General features: G+C 72.7%; 10 protein-coding genes. 6 read left to right on the plus strand and 4 right to left on the minus strand.

Going from position 1 to position 15,087, the window contains the following annotated elements; genetic code table 11:
- Nucleotides 1-2,968: BTAD domain-containing putative transcriptional regulator (locus AE652_RS18300; protein ID WP_049652782.1), on the plus strand; the 2,968-nt coding region annotated here is incomplete at its 5' end.
- Nucleotides 2,969-3,153: 185 nt separating this feature from the next.
- Here the strand turns inward: AE652_RS18300 and AE652_RS18305 are convergent.
- The 3 genes from AE652_RS18305 to panB all read right to left on the minus strand — a co-directional run bounded on the left by AE652_RS18305 (nt 3,154) and on the right by panB (nt 6,029).
- Nucleotides 3,154-3,987 carry an ABC transporter permease gene (locus AE652_RS18305; RefSeq protein WP_049652783.1) on the minus strand — a complete coding sequence of 278 codons (834 nt, stop codon included), beginning with the start codon at nt 3,985-3,987 and terminating at the stop codon, nt 3,154-3,156.
- Nucleotides 3,984-5,006 (minus strand): ATP-binding cassette domain-containing protein, encoded by a 1,023-nt coding sequence (locus AE652_RS18310; protein ID WP_049652785.1) that lies wholly within the window; start codon nt 5,004-5,006, stop codon nt 3,984-3,986. Before AE652_RS18310 ends, AE652_RS18305 begins: the two co-directional genes overlap by 4 nt.
- Before the next feature lie 153 nt (nt 5,007-5,159).
- On the minus strand, nt 5,160-6,029 hold the full coding sequence (gene panB / locus AE652_RS18315; RefSeq protein WP_049652786.1) for a 3-methyl-2-oxobutanoate hydroxymethyltransferase: 870 nt from the start codon (nt 6,027-6,029) through the stop codon (nt 5,160-5,162).
- Between the two features lie 322 nt (nt 6,030-6,351).
- On the opposite strand from panB, the gene AE652_RS18320 reads away from it, so the two are divergent.
- The 3 genes from AE652_RS18320 (at nt 6,352) to AE652_RS18330 (ending at nt 10,050) form a co-directional block, all read left to right on the plus strand.
- The gene (locus tag AE652_RS18320; RefSeq protein ID WP_049652788.1) at nt 6,352-7,959 is read left to right on the plus strand and encodes an MFS transporter; all 1,608 of its coding nucleotides are present in this window, start codon (nt 6,352-6,354) and stop codon (nt 7,957-7,959) included.
- 160 nt (nt 7,960-8,119) lie between these two features.
- The gene (locus tag AE652_RS18325) at nt 8,120-8,749 is read left to right on the plus strand and encodes a TetR/AcrR family transcriptional regulator (RefSeq protein ID WP_049652790.1); all 630 of its coding nucleotides are present in this window, start codon (nt 8,120-8,122) and stop codon (nt 8,747-8,749) included.
- A 245-nt stretch (nt 8,750-8,994) separates the two neighbouring features.
- Nucleotides 8,995-10,050, plus strand: coding sequence for an endonuclease/exonuclease/phosphatase family protein (locus tag AE652_RS18330; RefSeq protein ID WP_049652793.1), 1,056 nt, complete (start codon nt 8,995-8,997; stop codon nt 10,048-10,050).
- Nucleotides 10,051-10,083: 33 nt separating this feature from the next.
- On the opposite strand, the gene AE652_RS18335 is transcribed toward AE652_RS18330, so the two are convergent.
- The gene (locus tag AE652_RS18335; protein WP_049652794.1) at nt 10,084-11,838 is read right to left on the minus strand and encodes an NAD+ synthase; all 1,755 of its coding nucleotides are present in this window, start codon (nt 11,836-11,838) and stop codon (nt 10,084-10,086) included.
- Nucleotides 11,839-12,012: 174 nt separating this feature from the next.
- Between AE652_RS18335 and glnA the strand changes: the two genes are divergently transcribed.
- Entirely contained in the window at nt 12,013-13,374 is a 1,362-nt protein-coding gene (gene glnA, locus AE652_RS18340) for a type I glutamate--ammonia ligase (RefSeq protein WP_049652796.1), read from the plus strand.
- Nucleotides 13,375-13,556: 182 nt separating this feature from the next.
- Nucleotides 13,557-14,981 (plus strand): hypothetical protein, encoded by a 1,425-nt coding sequence (locus AE652_RS18345; RefSeq protein WP_049652798.1) that lies wholly within the window; start codon nt 13,557-13,559, stop codon nt 14,979-14,981.
- Nucleotides 14,982-15,087 lie beyond the last annotated feature (106 nt).

Below are 15,087 nucleotides of genomic sequence, written 5' to 3' on the forward strand. Positions count from 1 at the left end.
CGGCCCCGCGCTGGCCGACCTGCCGGACCGCACCGGCCCGGCCGTCCGGCTGGAGGCCCAGCGCGAGGAGGCCCGCCGCCACCGGATCACCGCCGACCTCGGCCTCGGCCGCGCCGCCGACCTGGTCGCCGAGCTGGCCGAGCTGTGCGAACGGCAGCCGCTGGACGAGTCGTTGCAGCTGCTGATGATCCGGGCGCTGCACGAGAGCGGACGGACGGCCGAGGCGCTGCGCCACTACGAGCGGACCAGGCGGGCCCTGGCCGAGGAGCTCGGCGCCGACCCGGGTCGCGGACTCCAGTCCCTGTACGCCGAGTTGCTCGCCCCGGAGGCGCCGGAGCCGGTCCACGCCGCGCCCGCGTCCGCGTCCGTACCCGCCGCTGCCCCCCAACTCCCGCGCACCGTCGGCAACCTGCGCGGCCGGCTGACCAGCTTCGTCGGCCGCGAGGACGATCTCGCCGCGCTGCGCGGGATGCTGACGGACCGTCGGCTGGTGACGCTGACCGGCCCCGGCGGCTCCGGCAAGACCAGCCTCTCGACCGAGGCCGGACGCGCCGAACAGGCCGCCGGAGGCTGGCCGGGCGGCGTCTGGGTGGCCGAACTCGCCCCGCTGGAGAGCCCGGACGCGGTGCCCGCCGCCGTGGTCTCGGCGCTCGGCCTGCGCGAGATCGTGCTGCACAGCACCAGCATGGTCGCCGAGGTGATCGAGAAGCGGGCCGAGGACCCGGTGCGCCGGCTGGTCGAGCACTGCGGCCACCGCCGGATGCTGCTCGTCCTGGACAACTGCGAGCACCTGATCCAGGCCGCCGCCGACCTCGCCGACGTCCTGCTCGCCGAGTGCCCCGGGCTGACGGTGCTCGCCACCAGCCGCGAGCCGCTGGGCGTGCCCGGGGAGACGGTGCTGCCGGTCGAGCCGCTGCCCGACCCGGTCGCGCTGCGGCTGTTCGTCGAGCGCGCCGCCGCCGCCCGTCCCGGCTTCGACCCGCAGGGCGACCCGGAGGCCTGCGCCGAGATCTGCCGCCGGCTGGACGGGCTGCCGCTGGCCATCGAACTGGCCGCGGCCCGGCTGCGGGTGATGACGGCGCGCCAGATAGCCGACCGGCTGGACGGCCGGTTCGCGCTGCTCACCGCGGGCAGCCGCACCCTGCTGCCGCGCCAGCAGACGCTGCGCGCGGTGGTCGACTGGAGCTGGGACCTGCTGGGCAAGCGGGAGCGGGCGGTGCTGCGCCGGCTCTCGGTGTTCGCGGGCGGCTGGCAGCTGGAGGACGCCGAGGCGGTCTGCGCCGACGGCGTCGAGGTGGCCCCCGGCGAGGTCGCCGACCTGCTGCTGTCGCTGGTCGACAAGTCCCTGCTGGTGGCCGACCTGGACGGGGCCAGCCTGCCGCGCTACCGGATGCTGGAGACCATCCACGAGTACGCGACCGAGCGCCTCGCCGGGTCCGCCGCCGAGCGCGCCGCCACCGAGGCCCGCCACCTGGCGCACTTCCGCACCCTGCTCGCCGCCGCCGACGCGGAGATCCACGGCCCCCGGCAGCTGCACTGGCTGACGGTGCTGGAGCGCGAGCAGGACAACATCCGGACGGCGCTGCGCCGCGCGATCGACCTGCGGGACGAGGAGCAGGCGCTGCTCCTCGCCATCGGCATGAGCTGGTACTGGTCGCTGCGCGGCTACAGCATGGAGGCGCGCACCTGGTACACCGCGATCGCCGCGCTCGGCCCGGACCCGTTCGGCCCGGACGCCCCGCGGGCGGTGCCGCTGGAGCGCGGCGTGCTGGCGTACGACCTGCCGCTGCCGACGGCGGTGGTCGAGGAGGCCCGCCGGCTGCTGGCGATGTTCCGGCTGATCGGGCTGTTCGAGGGCAACCTGGACGTCCTCGGGGACCCGGAGGCGATCGAGGTCGCCCAGCGGCTGATGGACGCCTACACCCCGGACCTGCCGCAGTCCTACCGCTTCCCGGCGCTGATGCGGGTGTTCGGCGCCTTCCTGGCCGGCCGCCTGGACATGATGAAGGACCTGATGGACGACGCCGTCCAGGGCTGCGAGCAGTACGGCGGGCCGAGCGACCTGGCGTTCATCCTGCAGGTCCGGGCCAGGATGATGAACGACTGGCCGAGCGGCGCCGAGCAGAGCATCGAGGACGGCGCCCGCTCGCTGGAGCTGTACGAGCAGTCGGGCGACCTCTGGGGGATCTCCCAGGCGCTGTCCGCGCACGGCGAGTCGCTGGCCAACCGGGGCGAGGCCGCGGCCGCCGCCGAGGCGTACGCGCGGGCGATCGAGCTGATCGAGGAGCTGGGGGCGCCGCAGGAGGTGCCGATCCTGCGGGTGAACCTGGGCACCGCCCTGCTGGAGCAGGACATGGACCACGGCGAGCGGGTCGTCCGCGAGGCGCTGGCCTCCATCGACACCCCGGGCCTCAACCAGGCCACCACCGGGGCGCTGATGTTCGGCCACCTGACGCTCTGCGGCATCCACGCCCACCGCGGCGAGTTCGCGCAGGCGCTGGCCGAGCTGGACGAGCTGGACATAGTCCGGGTCGGCGGCTTCGCGCCGAGCCTGGTGACCGGGATGCTGATGAGCGCCCGCGGCTGGATCACCGCCCGGGCCGGGGACCCGGAGGCGGGGCTCGACCTGCTGCGCGCCGGCTGGCGGCAGCTGCGGGCGGTGACGGCCGCGAGCGGCTTCGCCGAGCACATGACGGTCATGGTGGTGCCCGCGGTGACGGCGGTGCTGGGCAGCTTCGCCCAGCGCGACGGGGACCTCGGGCGGGCCCGGGCGGCGGCCGTGCTGGCCGGCGCCCACGGCGGGCTGAACGGCCCGAAGGGCGGCTACCTGGACCGGGTCGAGCGGGCGCGTTCGGAGGCGGCCCTGCGGGAGTCGCTGGGGGACGCGGGGTACGAGGAGGCCCGGGCCGGCGGGGTCGGGATGACCCAGGAGCAGGTCTTCGAGCTGCTGGAGGGGCTGCTCGGCTAGCCACGGCGCGGTCGGGCCCGGGCGGTCGGATCCCGTACAGCCGGTGCCCGTGCGGCCGGTGCCCGTCCCCTGGTCACCGGCCGCACGGGCCCGTACGGCGGCCGGCGCCTGTCCGGGGCGGCCGGCCGTCCTGCCCGGCGGCCTTCCCCGGCGAGGGCCGGGGGAGCCGACGGTGGTCATGGGGGTCAGGTCCGCTTGCGGAACCGGGCGACCGCCAGCGGGGCGAAGACGGCGGTCACGGCGGCCGACCAGATCAGCACGATCATCACCGGGTGGGCCACCGGACCCGTGCCGTTGAGCAGGGAGCGGGAGGCGTCGGCCAGCGCCGAGAGCGGGTTGACCTTGGTGAAGGACTGCAGCCAGCCCGGCATGGTGTCGGTCCGGGCGAAGATCGAGCTGCCGAACTGCATCGGCATCAGGACCAGCATGGCCACGCCCTGGACGGCCTGGGCGCTGCGCAGGGCCATGCCCAGCAGCATCGAGATCCAGACGATCGACATGCCGAACAGCAGGGCCAGGCCGATCGTGGCCAGCACCTCCAGCGGTCCGGTCTTCACCTCGAAGCCGATGCACATCGCGAAGCCGATCAGGATCGCGAAGGAGAGCAGCCCGCGGAGGGTCTCGGCGACGATCTTGGACAGCAGGACGGAGGCCCGGCCGATCGGCAGGGTGCGGAAGCGGTCCATCACGCCGCTCTGGAAGTCGCTGTTGAGGCCGGTGCCGACGGCCATCGCGAGGGTGAGGCCGGTCTGCCCGAGCAGGCCGGGGATCAGGTACTGCTTGTAGGTGTCCTGGTCGCCGGCCATCGCGCCGCCGAAGACGTAGACGAACAGCACGGTGAAGATGACGGGCATCAGCACGGCGTCGAACATCGACTCCGGGTCGGCCTTGATCCGCATCAGGTTGCGCCGGGTCAGCGCGCCGACGTGGCGCAGGGTGCCGGTCAGGCCGATCCGGGAGTCCTCCACCGGGGGCCGGGTGTCCCGGGCCCGGGAGGGGGTGAGCGTGGCGGTGGTCATGCGACGGGCTCCTTGGCGAGGCTGGGGGCGGGCACGGCGGCGGACGCGGGCTTGCCGGTGATGGCGAGGAAGACCTCGTCCAGGCTGGGCACCTTGGTGTCGATGCCGGCGATGGCGAAGCCGCGGGTGCCGAGTACGCCGATCACCGCGGTCAGCTGCTCCTCGCCGGTGATCGGCACCGCGAGCAGCCCGGTGTCGGTGGAGACGGTGGCGTTGAGGACGCCGCTCTCGTGCAGGCAGCGGGCCATCTCGGGCAGCTCGGCCGGGTGGGCCGGGCGGACCTGGAGGGTCTGGCCGCCGACCTTGGCCTTGAGCTCGGAGACGGCGCCGTTGGCGATCACCCGGCCGCGGTCGATGACGGTCAGCTCGTTCGCGAGCTGCTCCGCCTCCTCCATGTACTGGGTGGTCAGCAGCACGGTGCTGCCCTCGGCGACCATCCGCTGCACCTCGTCCCAGACCTCGTTGCGGGTGCGCGGGTCCAGGCCGGTGGTGGGCTCGTCCAGGTAGAGCACCCGGGGGCGGCCCATCATGCTGGCGGCCAGGTCGAGGCGGCGGCGCATGCCGCCGGAGTAGGTCTTGGCGGTCCGCTTGGCGGCCTCGGTGAGGGAGAAGCGCTCCAGCAGCTCGGCGGCCCGGGCCCTGGCCTCCCGGCGCGGGAGGTCGAGCAGCCGACCGATGAGGTAGAGGTTCTCGTACCCGGAGAGCAGCTCGTCCACGGAGGCGTACTGGCCGGTGAGGCCGATCGTGCGGCGCAGCTGCTTGGGCTGGCGCAGCACGTCGTAGCCGCCGACGTACGCGGTGCCGGCGTCCGGCTTGATCAGGGTGGAGAGGACGCGCACCAGGGTGGTCTTGCCCGCGCCGTTGGGGCCGAGCAGGGCGAGCACGGTGCCCTCCCGGACGGTCAGGTCGACCCCGTCGAGGGCCTTCGTCTCGCCGTAGTGCTTGACGATGCCCCGCACCTCCACGGCGTTCCCGGAAGTGGTTCCCCGGTCGTTCGGGGCTGTCGCGATTCGTGTCATGCCCCCAGGCTGTCCGCCCCGGCTGTCAGCTCCCTGTCGGCCGGGGCGGTGCGCTGTCGGTTCGCTGTCACGCCGCTGTCAGCGGCCGCCGCGGGGCCGGGAACGGCAGCGGCCCCGCTCCCGGCGGGGGAGCGGGGCCGCCGGCGGCGGTCCTTACGTGAAGCTGTGCTCGGCCGCGGGGAAGGCACCGGTGCGGACGTCCTGGGCGTAGGCGCGGGCGGCGTCGCCGAGGACGGTGCGCAGGTCGGCGTACTGCTTGACGAACTTGGGCACCCGGCCGGCCGTCATGCCGGCCATGTCGGTCCAGACCAGCACCTGGGCGTCGGTGTCCGGGCCGCCGCCGATGCCGACGGTCGGGATCGCCAGCTGCTCGGTGACCTGGGCGGCCAGCTCGGCCGGGACGGCCTCCAGCACGACCGCGAAGGCGCCGGACTGCTGGACGGCCTTGGCGTCGCGGAGCAGCTGGTGGGCCGCCTCGTCGCCCCGGCCCTGGACCGGGTAGCCGCCGAGGGCGTGCACGGACTGCGGGGTGAGGCCGATGTGGGCCATCACCGGGACGCCGGCCTCGACCAGCAGCTCGATCGAGCGGGCGCTGCGCTCCCCGCCCTCCAGCTTGACCGCGCCGACCCCGGCCTCCTTCATCAGCCGGGCCGCGTTGTGCATGGCCTGGGCGGGGGACTCCTGGTAGGAGCCGAACGGCAGGTCGGCGACGATCATGGACCGCTTGGTGCCGCGGACGACGGCGGCGGAGAGCATCACCATCTGATCCATGGTCACCGGGACGGTGGTCTCGTAGCCGAGGTGGCAGTTGCCCGCCGAGTCGCCGACCAGCAGCACCGGGATGCCGGCCTCGTCGAACACGCCCGCGGTGAGGGCGTCGTAGGCGGTCAGCATCGACCACTTCTCGCCGCGCTGCTTGGCGGCGGCGAGGTCGCGGACGGTGACCCGGCGGTTGGTGACCCCGCCGTAGAGGGTGGTGGTCGACGCCTGGTTCTGGGCAGGCGAAGGCGTAGAAGCGTTCATCGAACGGACTCCTGAAGGGTTGTCGTCTCGTGGCGCCGTACGGCGTCCCCGGATCACCTCCATGCTTGCACGCCCCGGCTCCGGCGCAAAGAGGGGTGCGTTCGTCCCGGTGCGATCCACGCCACACCGGGTGCGATCCGCGCCGCACCGGGTGCGCGGGCGCCCCGCGCCGGGGTGCGCGGGAGGCCCCCGAATTTGCCTGCTCTTTACGAAACGGGTTCGTCTCGTATCGTATCGGCCGCTAGTCTGGTGCGGGGGGTTGCGAGACGCATTCGGCTCGGAATTGCCCGCCAGTGCCACACCACCACGGACGGGAACACCCATGACCACCGCAGCCGCGCCACCCCGCGTGCCGGAAGCCATCCACCGTCGGCGCTGGGCGATCCTCGGCACCCTGCTGCTCGCCCTGCTCGTCGTCGTGCTCGACAACTCGATCCTCAACGTCGCGATGAAGACCATCGCGACCCCCGCGCCGGTCGGCCTCGGGGCCACCCAGAGCGACCTGGAATGGTCGATCAACTCCTACACCCTGGTCTTCGCCGGGCTGCTGTTCACCTCCGGCCTGCTCGGCGACCGGTTCGGCCGCAAGCGCGCGCTGCTGGCCGGCATGGTGGTCTTCGGGATCGCCTCGCTGCTGTCCGCACTGGCCGCCTCGCCCGGTGAACTCATCGGCTACCGCGCCCTGATGGGCGTCGGCGGCGCGCTCGCGATGCCCGCCACGCTGGCGATCATCATGAACGTCTTCGAGCGCTCCGAGCAGCCCAAGGCGATCGGGATCTGGGCCGGCGCGGTCGGCCTGGCCATCGCCATCGGCCCGATCACCGGCGGCCTGCTGATCGAGCACTTCTGGTGGGGCTCGGTCTTCCTGGTCAACGTCCCGATCGTGGTCGTCGCGGTGATAGCGATGGTGATCCTGGTCCCCGAGTCCAAGGACCCCAACCCGGGCCGGATGGACCCGATCGGCGTGCTGCTGTCGATCATCGGCCTGGTCGCGCTGATCTACGGCATCATCAAGGGCGGCGAGCTGGCCGACTTCACCGCGGCCGGGGCCTGGGTGCCGACCCTGGTCGGCGTCGTCGCGCTGGTCGCCTTCGTCTGGTACGAGCGCCGCACCGCGTTCCCCGCGCTGGACGTCACCTGGTTCCGCAACCGGGTGTTCAGCGCCTCCGTGGTGGTCGTCGGCGTGATCTTCTTCGCGCTGATGGGCGTCTCCTTCTTCGGCGTCTTCTACATCCAGAGCGTGCGCGGCTACAGCGCCCTCCAGGCCGGTGTGCTGATGCTGCCGCTGGCCGCCGCCCAGCTGGTGTTCGCGCCGCGGGCCCGGCTGGTGGTCGACCGCCTCGGCGTCGCCGCCACCGCCGCCGGCGGCATGCTGCTGGTCGCGCTCGGCTTCGTCGGCTACGTCGTGCTGACCGCCACCACCCCGATCTGGGTGCTGGTCCTGCTCGGCCTGGTGATGGGCGCGGGCATGGCGCACGTCATGCCGCCGGTCACCGTCGCGATCATGGCCTCGCTGCCCCGCGAGAAGGCCGGCGCCGGCTCGGCCGTCAACAACACCTTCCGCCAGGTCGGCGGCTCGCTCGGGGTCGCCGTGCTCGGCGCGGTGCTCTCCACCGTCTACCGCGACGGGATGGCCGACACCCTGACCCACCTGCCCGAGGGACTGCGCGACAAGGCCGGCGAGTCGCTGGAGGCCACCCTGGCCATCGCCGGCCGCATCCCCGGCGGCGAGGCGCTGGTCGCCCCGGCGAACGACTCCTTCATCCACGCCATGCACGTGGTCGCCTCGCTCTCGGTGGGCGTCTCGGTGATCGGCGCCGTCGTCGCCTGGTTCCTGCTGCCGGGCCGCTCGGCCTCCCCCGCGGGACCGGCCGGGCCGGCCCCCGAGCAGCGCGGCCAGGAGCGGGAGTCCGCGGCCGCGGACGCCTGACCGGCGGCCGGCCGTACCGCGACTGAGTGACAATGGCCCTGTCACCCGGGTACGCCCGGGTGGCGGGGCCTCGGTCCCGGCAGGCCCCCTGCCGAGGGCCCACCGGAGGACACCCCACGGCGCCAGGGCGACCGGGGAGGACGAGGGAGAGACAGCGGGGATGAAGACGGACACGCCGACCGCCGGCACCGGGCAGCACTGCGCGGAGGTACGCCGTGGCCGGCCCCGCAGCGAGGCCGCCGAGCAGGCCATCTTCGGGGCCGTCGAGGACCTGATGGCCGGCGGCACCGCGCTGTCCGAGCTCACCATCGAGGGCATCGCCGCCGCCGCCGGCGTCGGCAAGGCCACCATCTACCGGCGCTGGCCCAACAAGGAGGCCCTGCTGGTCGACGTGGTCAGCCGACTGGAGGAGCCGCTGCCGGAGCCCACCGGCGCCGGTGCCCGGGCCGACCTGATCGCCCTGGTGGACCACGTCCGCCGGCGCGGCCTGGCCAAGCGCACCCGCTGGGTGCTCAAGGCCGCCCTCGGCCAGATGCAGACCCTGCCCGAGCTGTACACCGCCTACCGGGAACGGGTGATCAAGCCCCGCCGGGAGGTCGGGCTCGGCCTGATCCGCCGGGCCGTCGCCGAGGGCGTGATCCGCGACGACCTCGACCTGGAACTGCTCAACGACCTGCTGATGGGGCCGATCCTCTACCGCAGCATCCTGTGGGACGACTCCGACCTGGAGGACCCGGACCTGGCCCGCAAGCTGGTCGACTCCATGCTCGAAGGCCTCGCACCCCGCTGACCCGGCCGGACGGCGCCCCGGACGCGGCCGCGCCCACCGGACCGGACGTGGCCTCGCCCACCGGACCGGACGTGGCCTCGCTCACCAAACCGGGCCACGCCGGAACCCGCTCAGCGGGCCCGACGTCTGTCCCGGCATAGGCTGAGCCGGGTATCCGATCAAACCGGCACCGGTCCGGTCGTGCCCGCACCTTCGACGGTCCGGGTACCGGAACGGCGGCGGCACGAGCGAACGGGAGCCACTTCATGGCGCAGGCGGACAGGACCGAACGGATCGCGGCCCCAGGGGGCGGCGCCGACGGCCCGGCCCCCGCGTCGCGTCGAGGCGGCTTCCTCGGCCTGCGCCACTGGGGCCGGGACGCCCGCGGCAGCACCACCTGGCGGCGCGGCCTGGTGGTCGCCGTGCTGGCCGTGCTCACCGCCGCGCTGATCGCCCTGCACGCCGAGGTCCCCAACAGCGCCGGCAACCTCGGCAGCCTGCTGGAGACCTTCCTGCCCTGGCTGGGCCTGGCCGTCCCGGTGCTGCTGGTGCCCGCGCTGCTGCGCCGCTCCGCCACCGCGCTGATCGCCCTGCTGCTGCCCGTCGTGCTCTGGGCCAACCTGTTCGGCGGCCTGCTGAGCGACAAGAGCGGCGGCAAGGGCGACTGGACGGTGGTCAGCCACAACGTCGCCGCCGCCAACACCGACGTGCCGGGCACCGTCCGCACCCTGGTGGACTCCGGCGCCCAGATCGTCGCTCTGCAGGAGCTGGCCGGCAAGCAGCTGCGCTCGTACGAGACCGGGCTCGCCGCCGCCTACCCGCACCACACCGTGGAGGGCACCGTCGGGCTCTGGTCGAAGTACCCGATCGGCGACGTCACCCCGGTGGACCTGAAGATCGGCTGGACCAGGGCCTTCCGGGCCGAGGTCACCACCCCGCAGGGCCCGGTCGCGGTGTACGTCGCGCACCTGCCCTCGGTGCGGCTGAAGGCCGAGGGCGGCTTCACCGTCAACCAGCGGGACGTCAGCGCGCAGGCGCTCGGCGACGCGATCCAGGCCGAGCCGCTGAAGAAGGTTCTGCTGCTCGGCGACCTCAACGGCACCATGAACGACCGCAGCCTGGCGCCGGTCACCTCGCAGATGCGCTCGGCCCAGGGCGCCGCCGGGGACGGCTTCGGCTTCAGCTGGCCGGCCGCCTTCCCGATGGCCCGGATCGACCAGATCATGAGCAAGGGCGGGCTGAAGCCGGTGGACTCCCGCACCCTGCCCCGGGACGGCAGCGACCACCTCCCGGTGGCCGCCACGTACCGGTACTCCTCCTGAGGGCCGGCCGGGTGAGCGCTGGCCGGGTGGGGGTCAGCCGCGGCGCCAGCGGTTGGTGATCGGCAGCCGGCGGTCCCGGCCGAAGTTCTTGGCCGAGATCTTCGGGCCCGGCGGGTACTGGCGCCGCTTGTACTCGGCGGTGTCGACCAGCCGGACCACCCGGTCCACCAGGGCCGGGTCGAAGCCGGCCGCCACGATCGCGTCCCGGCCCTCGTCGCCCTCGATGTAGCGGGTCAGCAGGCCGTCCAGCAGGTCGTAGTCGGGCAGCGAGTCGGTGTCCACCTGGTCCGGCCGCAGCTCGGCGGACGGCGGCTTGGTGATGGTGTGCTCCGGGATCGGCGGCACCTCGCCGCGCCGCCCGGCCTCCTCGTTGCGCCAGCGCGCCAGCCGGAAGACCAGCGACTTGTAGACGTCCTTGACGGGCCCGTAGGCGCCCACCGAGTCGCCGTACAGGGTCGAGTAGCCGACCGCCAGCTCGCTCTTGTTGCCGGGCGCGAGCACCAGGTGCCCCTCCTGGTTGGAGATCGCCATCAGCAGGGTGCCGCGCAGCCGGGACTGGAGGTTCTCCTCGGCCAGGCCGGTCAGCTCGACGGCGCCCAGGTAGGCGTCGAACATCGGGGCGATGGAGACGGTCCGGAAGCGCAGCCCGGTCCGGCGGGCCAGCTCGGCCGCGTCGTCCCGGGAGTGCTGGGAGGAGTAGCGGCTGGGCATCGAGACGCAGTGCACGTTCGGCGCGCCGACGGCGTCCACCGCGATCGCGGCCACCAGCGCCGAGTCGATGCCGCCGGACAGGCCGATCAGCACGGAGCCGAAGCCGTTCTTGGCCACGTACGCCCGGGTGCCGGAGACCAGCGCGGCCCAGATCTCGGCCTCGTCGGACAGCCGCGGCGCCACCCCGGCGGTGAGCGGTTCGGCGGGCGCGGCCTGCGGCCCGCCGCCCAGCTCGGTACGGACCAGGTGCAGCCCGTCGCTGAGCAGCAGGCCGTCGGTGTCGTCGCCGGCGGCGGCCGGCAGGTCGAGGTCCAGCACCAGCAGGTGCTCCTCGAACTGCGGGGCGCGGGCCAGGACTTCACCGTCCGCGCCGACCACGATCGAGTCGCCGTCGAAGACCAGCTCGTCCTGGCCGCCGACCATGTTGACGTACGCCAGGGCGCAGCCCGCCTCGGCGGCCCGGCGCCGCACCAGCTCCAGCCGCTGGTCGTCCTTGTTCCGCTCGTACGGGGAACCGTTGACCACCAGGAGCAGCCCGGCGCCGGCCTCGCGGGCGGCGGTGACCCGGCCGCCGTCCTGCCAGATGTCCTCGCAGATCGCCAGCGCGACGTCCACCCCGTGCAGCCGCAGTACCGGCAGCTGGTCGCCCGGGACGAACCAGCGGAACTCGTCGAACACGCCGTAGTTGGGCAGGTGGTGCTTGGCGAAGCGGGTCACCACCTCGCCCCGGTGCAGCACGGCGGCGCAGTTCTGCGGGGAGCCGGCCGGGCGGTTGAAGCGCGGCGAGGCGTGCTCGGAGCGCCCGAGGTAGCCGACCACCACCGGGACCCCGCCCAGCCCCTCCGCCGCCAGCCGGGCGGCCAGGGCGACCAGCGCGGCGCGGGAGGCCTCGACGAAGGAGTGGCGCAGGGCGAGGTCCTCCACCGGGTACCCGGTGAGGGCCATCTCGGGGAAGGCGACCAGCTGCGCGCCGGCCTCCGCGGCCTGCTTGGTCCGGCGCACCACCTCGTCGCCGTTGCGGGCGAGGTCGCCGACCCAGGGGTCGGTCTGGCACAGGGCGAGACGGAGATTGGGCATGCCCCGAGTGTAATCGTCTAACTGACGCAATGTCCTGGGCAAGGGTCGGCGGCGGGGGTCGGCACTGCCGGGCCGGGCGGGGATCGGCCATGATGGGGGCAACCGCTTTACGAGGTCTTTCCACGACCTCCGGGGCGTAACACGAGCGTAAAGAGCAGAGGTGAGACTGTCCCCATGGGCAAGCAGCAGCAGTTCGTGCTTCGGACGCTCGAAGAGCGTGACATCCGGTTCGTCCGGCTGTGGTTCACCGACGTGCTCGGCTTCCTGAAGTCGGTCGCGGTGGCGCCGGCCGAGCTGGAGCAGGCCTTCGAGGAGGGCATCGGGTTCGACGGCTCGGCGATCGAGGGGTTCGCCCGGGTGTACGAGTCCGACATGATCGCCAAGCCGGATCCGACCACCTTCCAGATCCTGCCGTGGCGCTCGGAGACCCCGGGCACCGCCCGGATGTTCTGCGACATCCTGATGCCGGACGGCTCGCCCTCCTTCGCCGACCCCCGGTTCGTGCTCAAGCGCACCCTGGAGAAGGCCTCCGAGCAGGGCTTCACCTTCTACACACACCCGGAGATCGAGTTCTTCCTGCTGAAGAACCTGCCCGGCGACGGCACCCCGCCGATCCCCGCCGACCAGTCCGGCTACTTCGACCACACCCCGCGCGGGGTGGGCCACGACTTCCGCCGCCAGGCGATCACCATGCTGGAGTCGATGGGCATCTCGGTCGAGTTCTCGCACCACGAGGGCGCCCCCGGCCAGCAGGAGATCGACCTGCGCTACGCCGACGCGCTCTCCACCGCCGACAACATCATGACCTTCCGGCTGGTCATGAAGGAGGTCGCGCTGGAGCAGGGCGTGCACGCGAGCTTCATGCCCAAGCCGTTCTCCGAGCACCCCGGCAGCGGCATGCACACCCACGTCTCGCTGTTCGAGGGCGACCGCAACGCCTTCCACGAGTCCGGCGCCGAGTACCAGCTCTCCAAGGTCGGCCGGTCCTTCATCGCCGGGCTGCTGAAGCACGCCGCCGAGACGGCCGCCGTCACCAACCAGTGGGTGAACTCCTACAAGCGGATCTGGGGCGGCTCCCAGCGCACCGCCGGGGCCGGCGGCGAGGCGCCCTCGTACATCTGCTGGGGCCACAACAACCGCTCGGCGCTGATCCGGGTGCCGATGTACAAGCCGGGCAAGCAGGGCTCCACCCGGATCGAGGTCCGCTCCCTGGACACCGGCTGCAACCCGTACCTCGCCTACGCCGTCACCCTCGCGGCCGGCCTGAAGGGCATCGAGGAGGGCTACGAGCTCCCGCCCGGCGCCGACGACGACGTGTGGGCGCTGACCGACTCCGAGCGCCGCGCCCTCGGCATCCAGCCGATGCCGCAGAACCTCGGCGAGGCCATCGACCTGATGCAGCGCAGCGAACTCGTCGCCGAGACCCTCGGCGAGCACGTCTTCGACTTCTTCCTCAGGAACAAGCACAAGGAGTGGGAGGAGTACCGCTCCGAGGTCACCCCGTTCGAGCTGCGGAAGAACCTCCAGGTGCTGTGAGCGGCTGACGGCCGCTCAAACCGTTTCCGGCCCGCTGTCGCCCGAAGGGACGACGGCGGGCCGTCCTATGGAGTGGATCTGCGACGGATCGCCGGTCGCGGTGGCGGAATGTGAAGCTTGTATGACCGGGTGTCATGGTCCGATGGGGTCTGAATGTCCGTTTCATCCTGAAAGAGGATCACATGACCTCCTCCGTCAGTCGCGCCGCCGCCACCCGACTGCTCGTCCGCCGGACCTGCGTCGTGGGTGCCGCCGTGGCCGCCGTCGCGGGCCAGCTGCTGGCCGTCCCGACCGTCGCCGACGCCCGCGGTTCGGGTACGGGCACCGGTGCGAACGCGGGTGCGCAGTACCCGCAGAGCTCGCAGAACTCGCAGGCCCCACAGAGCTCGCAGAGCCCGCAGAACTCGCAGAACTCACAGAGCTCGCAGCTCCCGCAGCTCCCGCTGCACCCGAAGAACCCGCTGGAGCTGCTGCAGTCGTTGCAGTCGAAGAACCCGCTCCAGTCGTTCCAGGCGCTGCAGTCGCCGCAGCCGCACCGCCCGCAGCAGCGGGCCACCACGATCGCCGAGAACCAGCTGCCGTTCACCACCCGCTTCGAGGGCGACTTCCACGGCTCCATCACCCGGATCAGCAACTCGCTGATGACCTGCGACGAGACGAAGGCGCCGCTCGACCCGGAGCAGCCGCCCTGCGAGGACGCCCGCAAGGGCCTCGGCTCCCGGCCGATCAACAACAAGTACGAGATGAAGTACATCAACATCGACCCGGGCTCGGTCGGCCCGCTCGGCGACGGGATCTACTCCGCCAGCTCCGCCGACCTGGGCCTGATCGACGGCTCCCGGGTCAAGTACGCCCGGCTGTACTGGGGCGGCACCCGCGGCATCGACGACGTCGTGCTGCCGGAGAACCAGATCGACGAGGTCTACCTGAAGGTCCCGGGCGAGGGCCAGTACCGCAACATCGCCAACGACCAGCCCTCGATCGGCTACATCACCACCGATGTGGAGAGCAGCTACCAGGCCTCCGCCGACATCACCGACCTGGTCCGGCAGGCCGGCAACGGCACCTACACCGTCGCCAACATGGACTCGGTGGTGAAGCCGCACAGCTGGGGCGGCTGGACGATCGTGGTCGCGTACGAGAACGACTGCAAGCCGTACCGGCACATCCACCTGTGGGACGGCTTCCGGGTCGAGCTGCCGGACAGCCCGCCGCGCGAGTTCGACCTCACCGGGCTGCAGACCCCCGCCGCCGGCCCGGTCGCGGGCAAGCTCGGCTTCGTCGTCTACGACGGCGACCTCAAGTGGACCGGCGACACCCTCGCCATCAAGTCCACCAACGGCCCGCAGGCGCTCTTCTCGGACCTCAACCACGCCTCCAACGACGCGTTCAACTCCACCATCGAGGAGCTGACCCCGGCCGACCAGTTCATCCGCACCCCGTACAACCGCAACAACTTCGGCTACGACTCCAACCGTTGGGACATCTCGCCGTTCCTGCGCAACGGGGACACCGACATCAAGGTGCTGTTCGACACCGACAAGGACGGCTACGACCTGGGCGTCTTCTACGCCTACGTCAACCTGGACGGCTCCACCGAGGGCTGATCCGCCGAGGGCTGATCCACCGTCCGGCCACGGCGCCGCTGCCGCACCACCCGCACCGCGCGGGGCGGCAGCGGCGCCGCCGCGTCCCGGCCCCGCGGGGCGCCGC

Origin of the sequence: Kitasatospora sp. MY 5-36 (assembly GCF_001182915.1) — a bacterium.
Lineage (GTDB): Bacteria > Actinomycetota > Actinomycetes > Streptomycetales > Streptomycetaceae > Kitasatospora.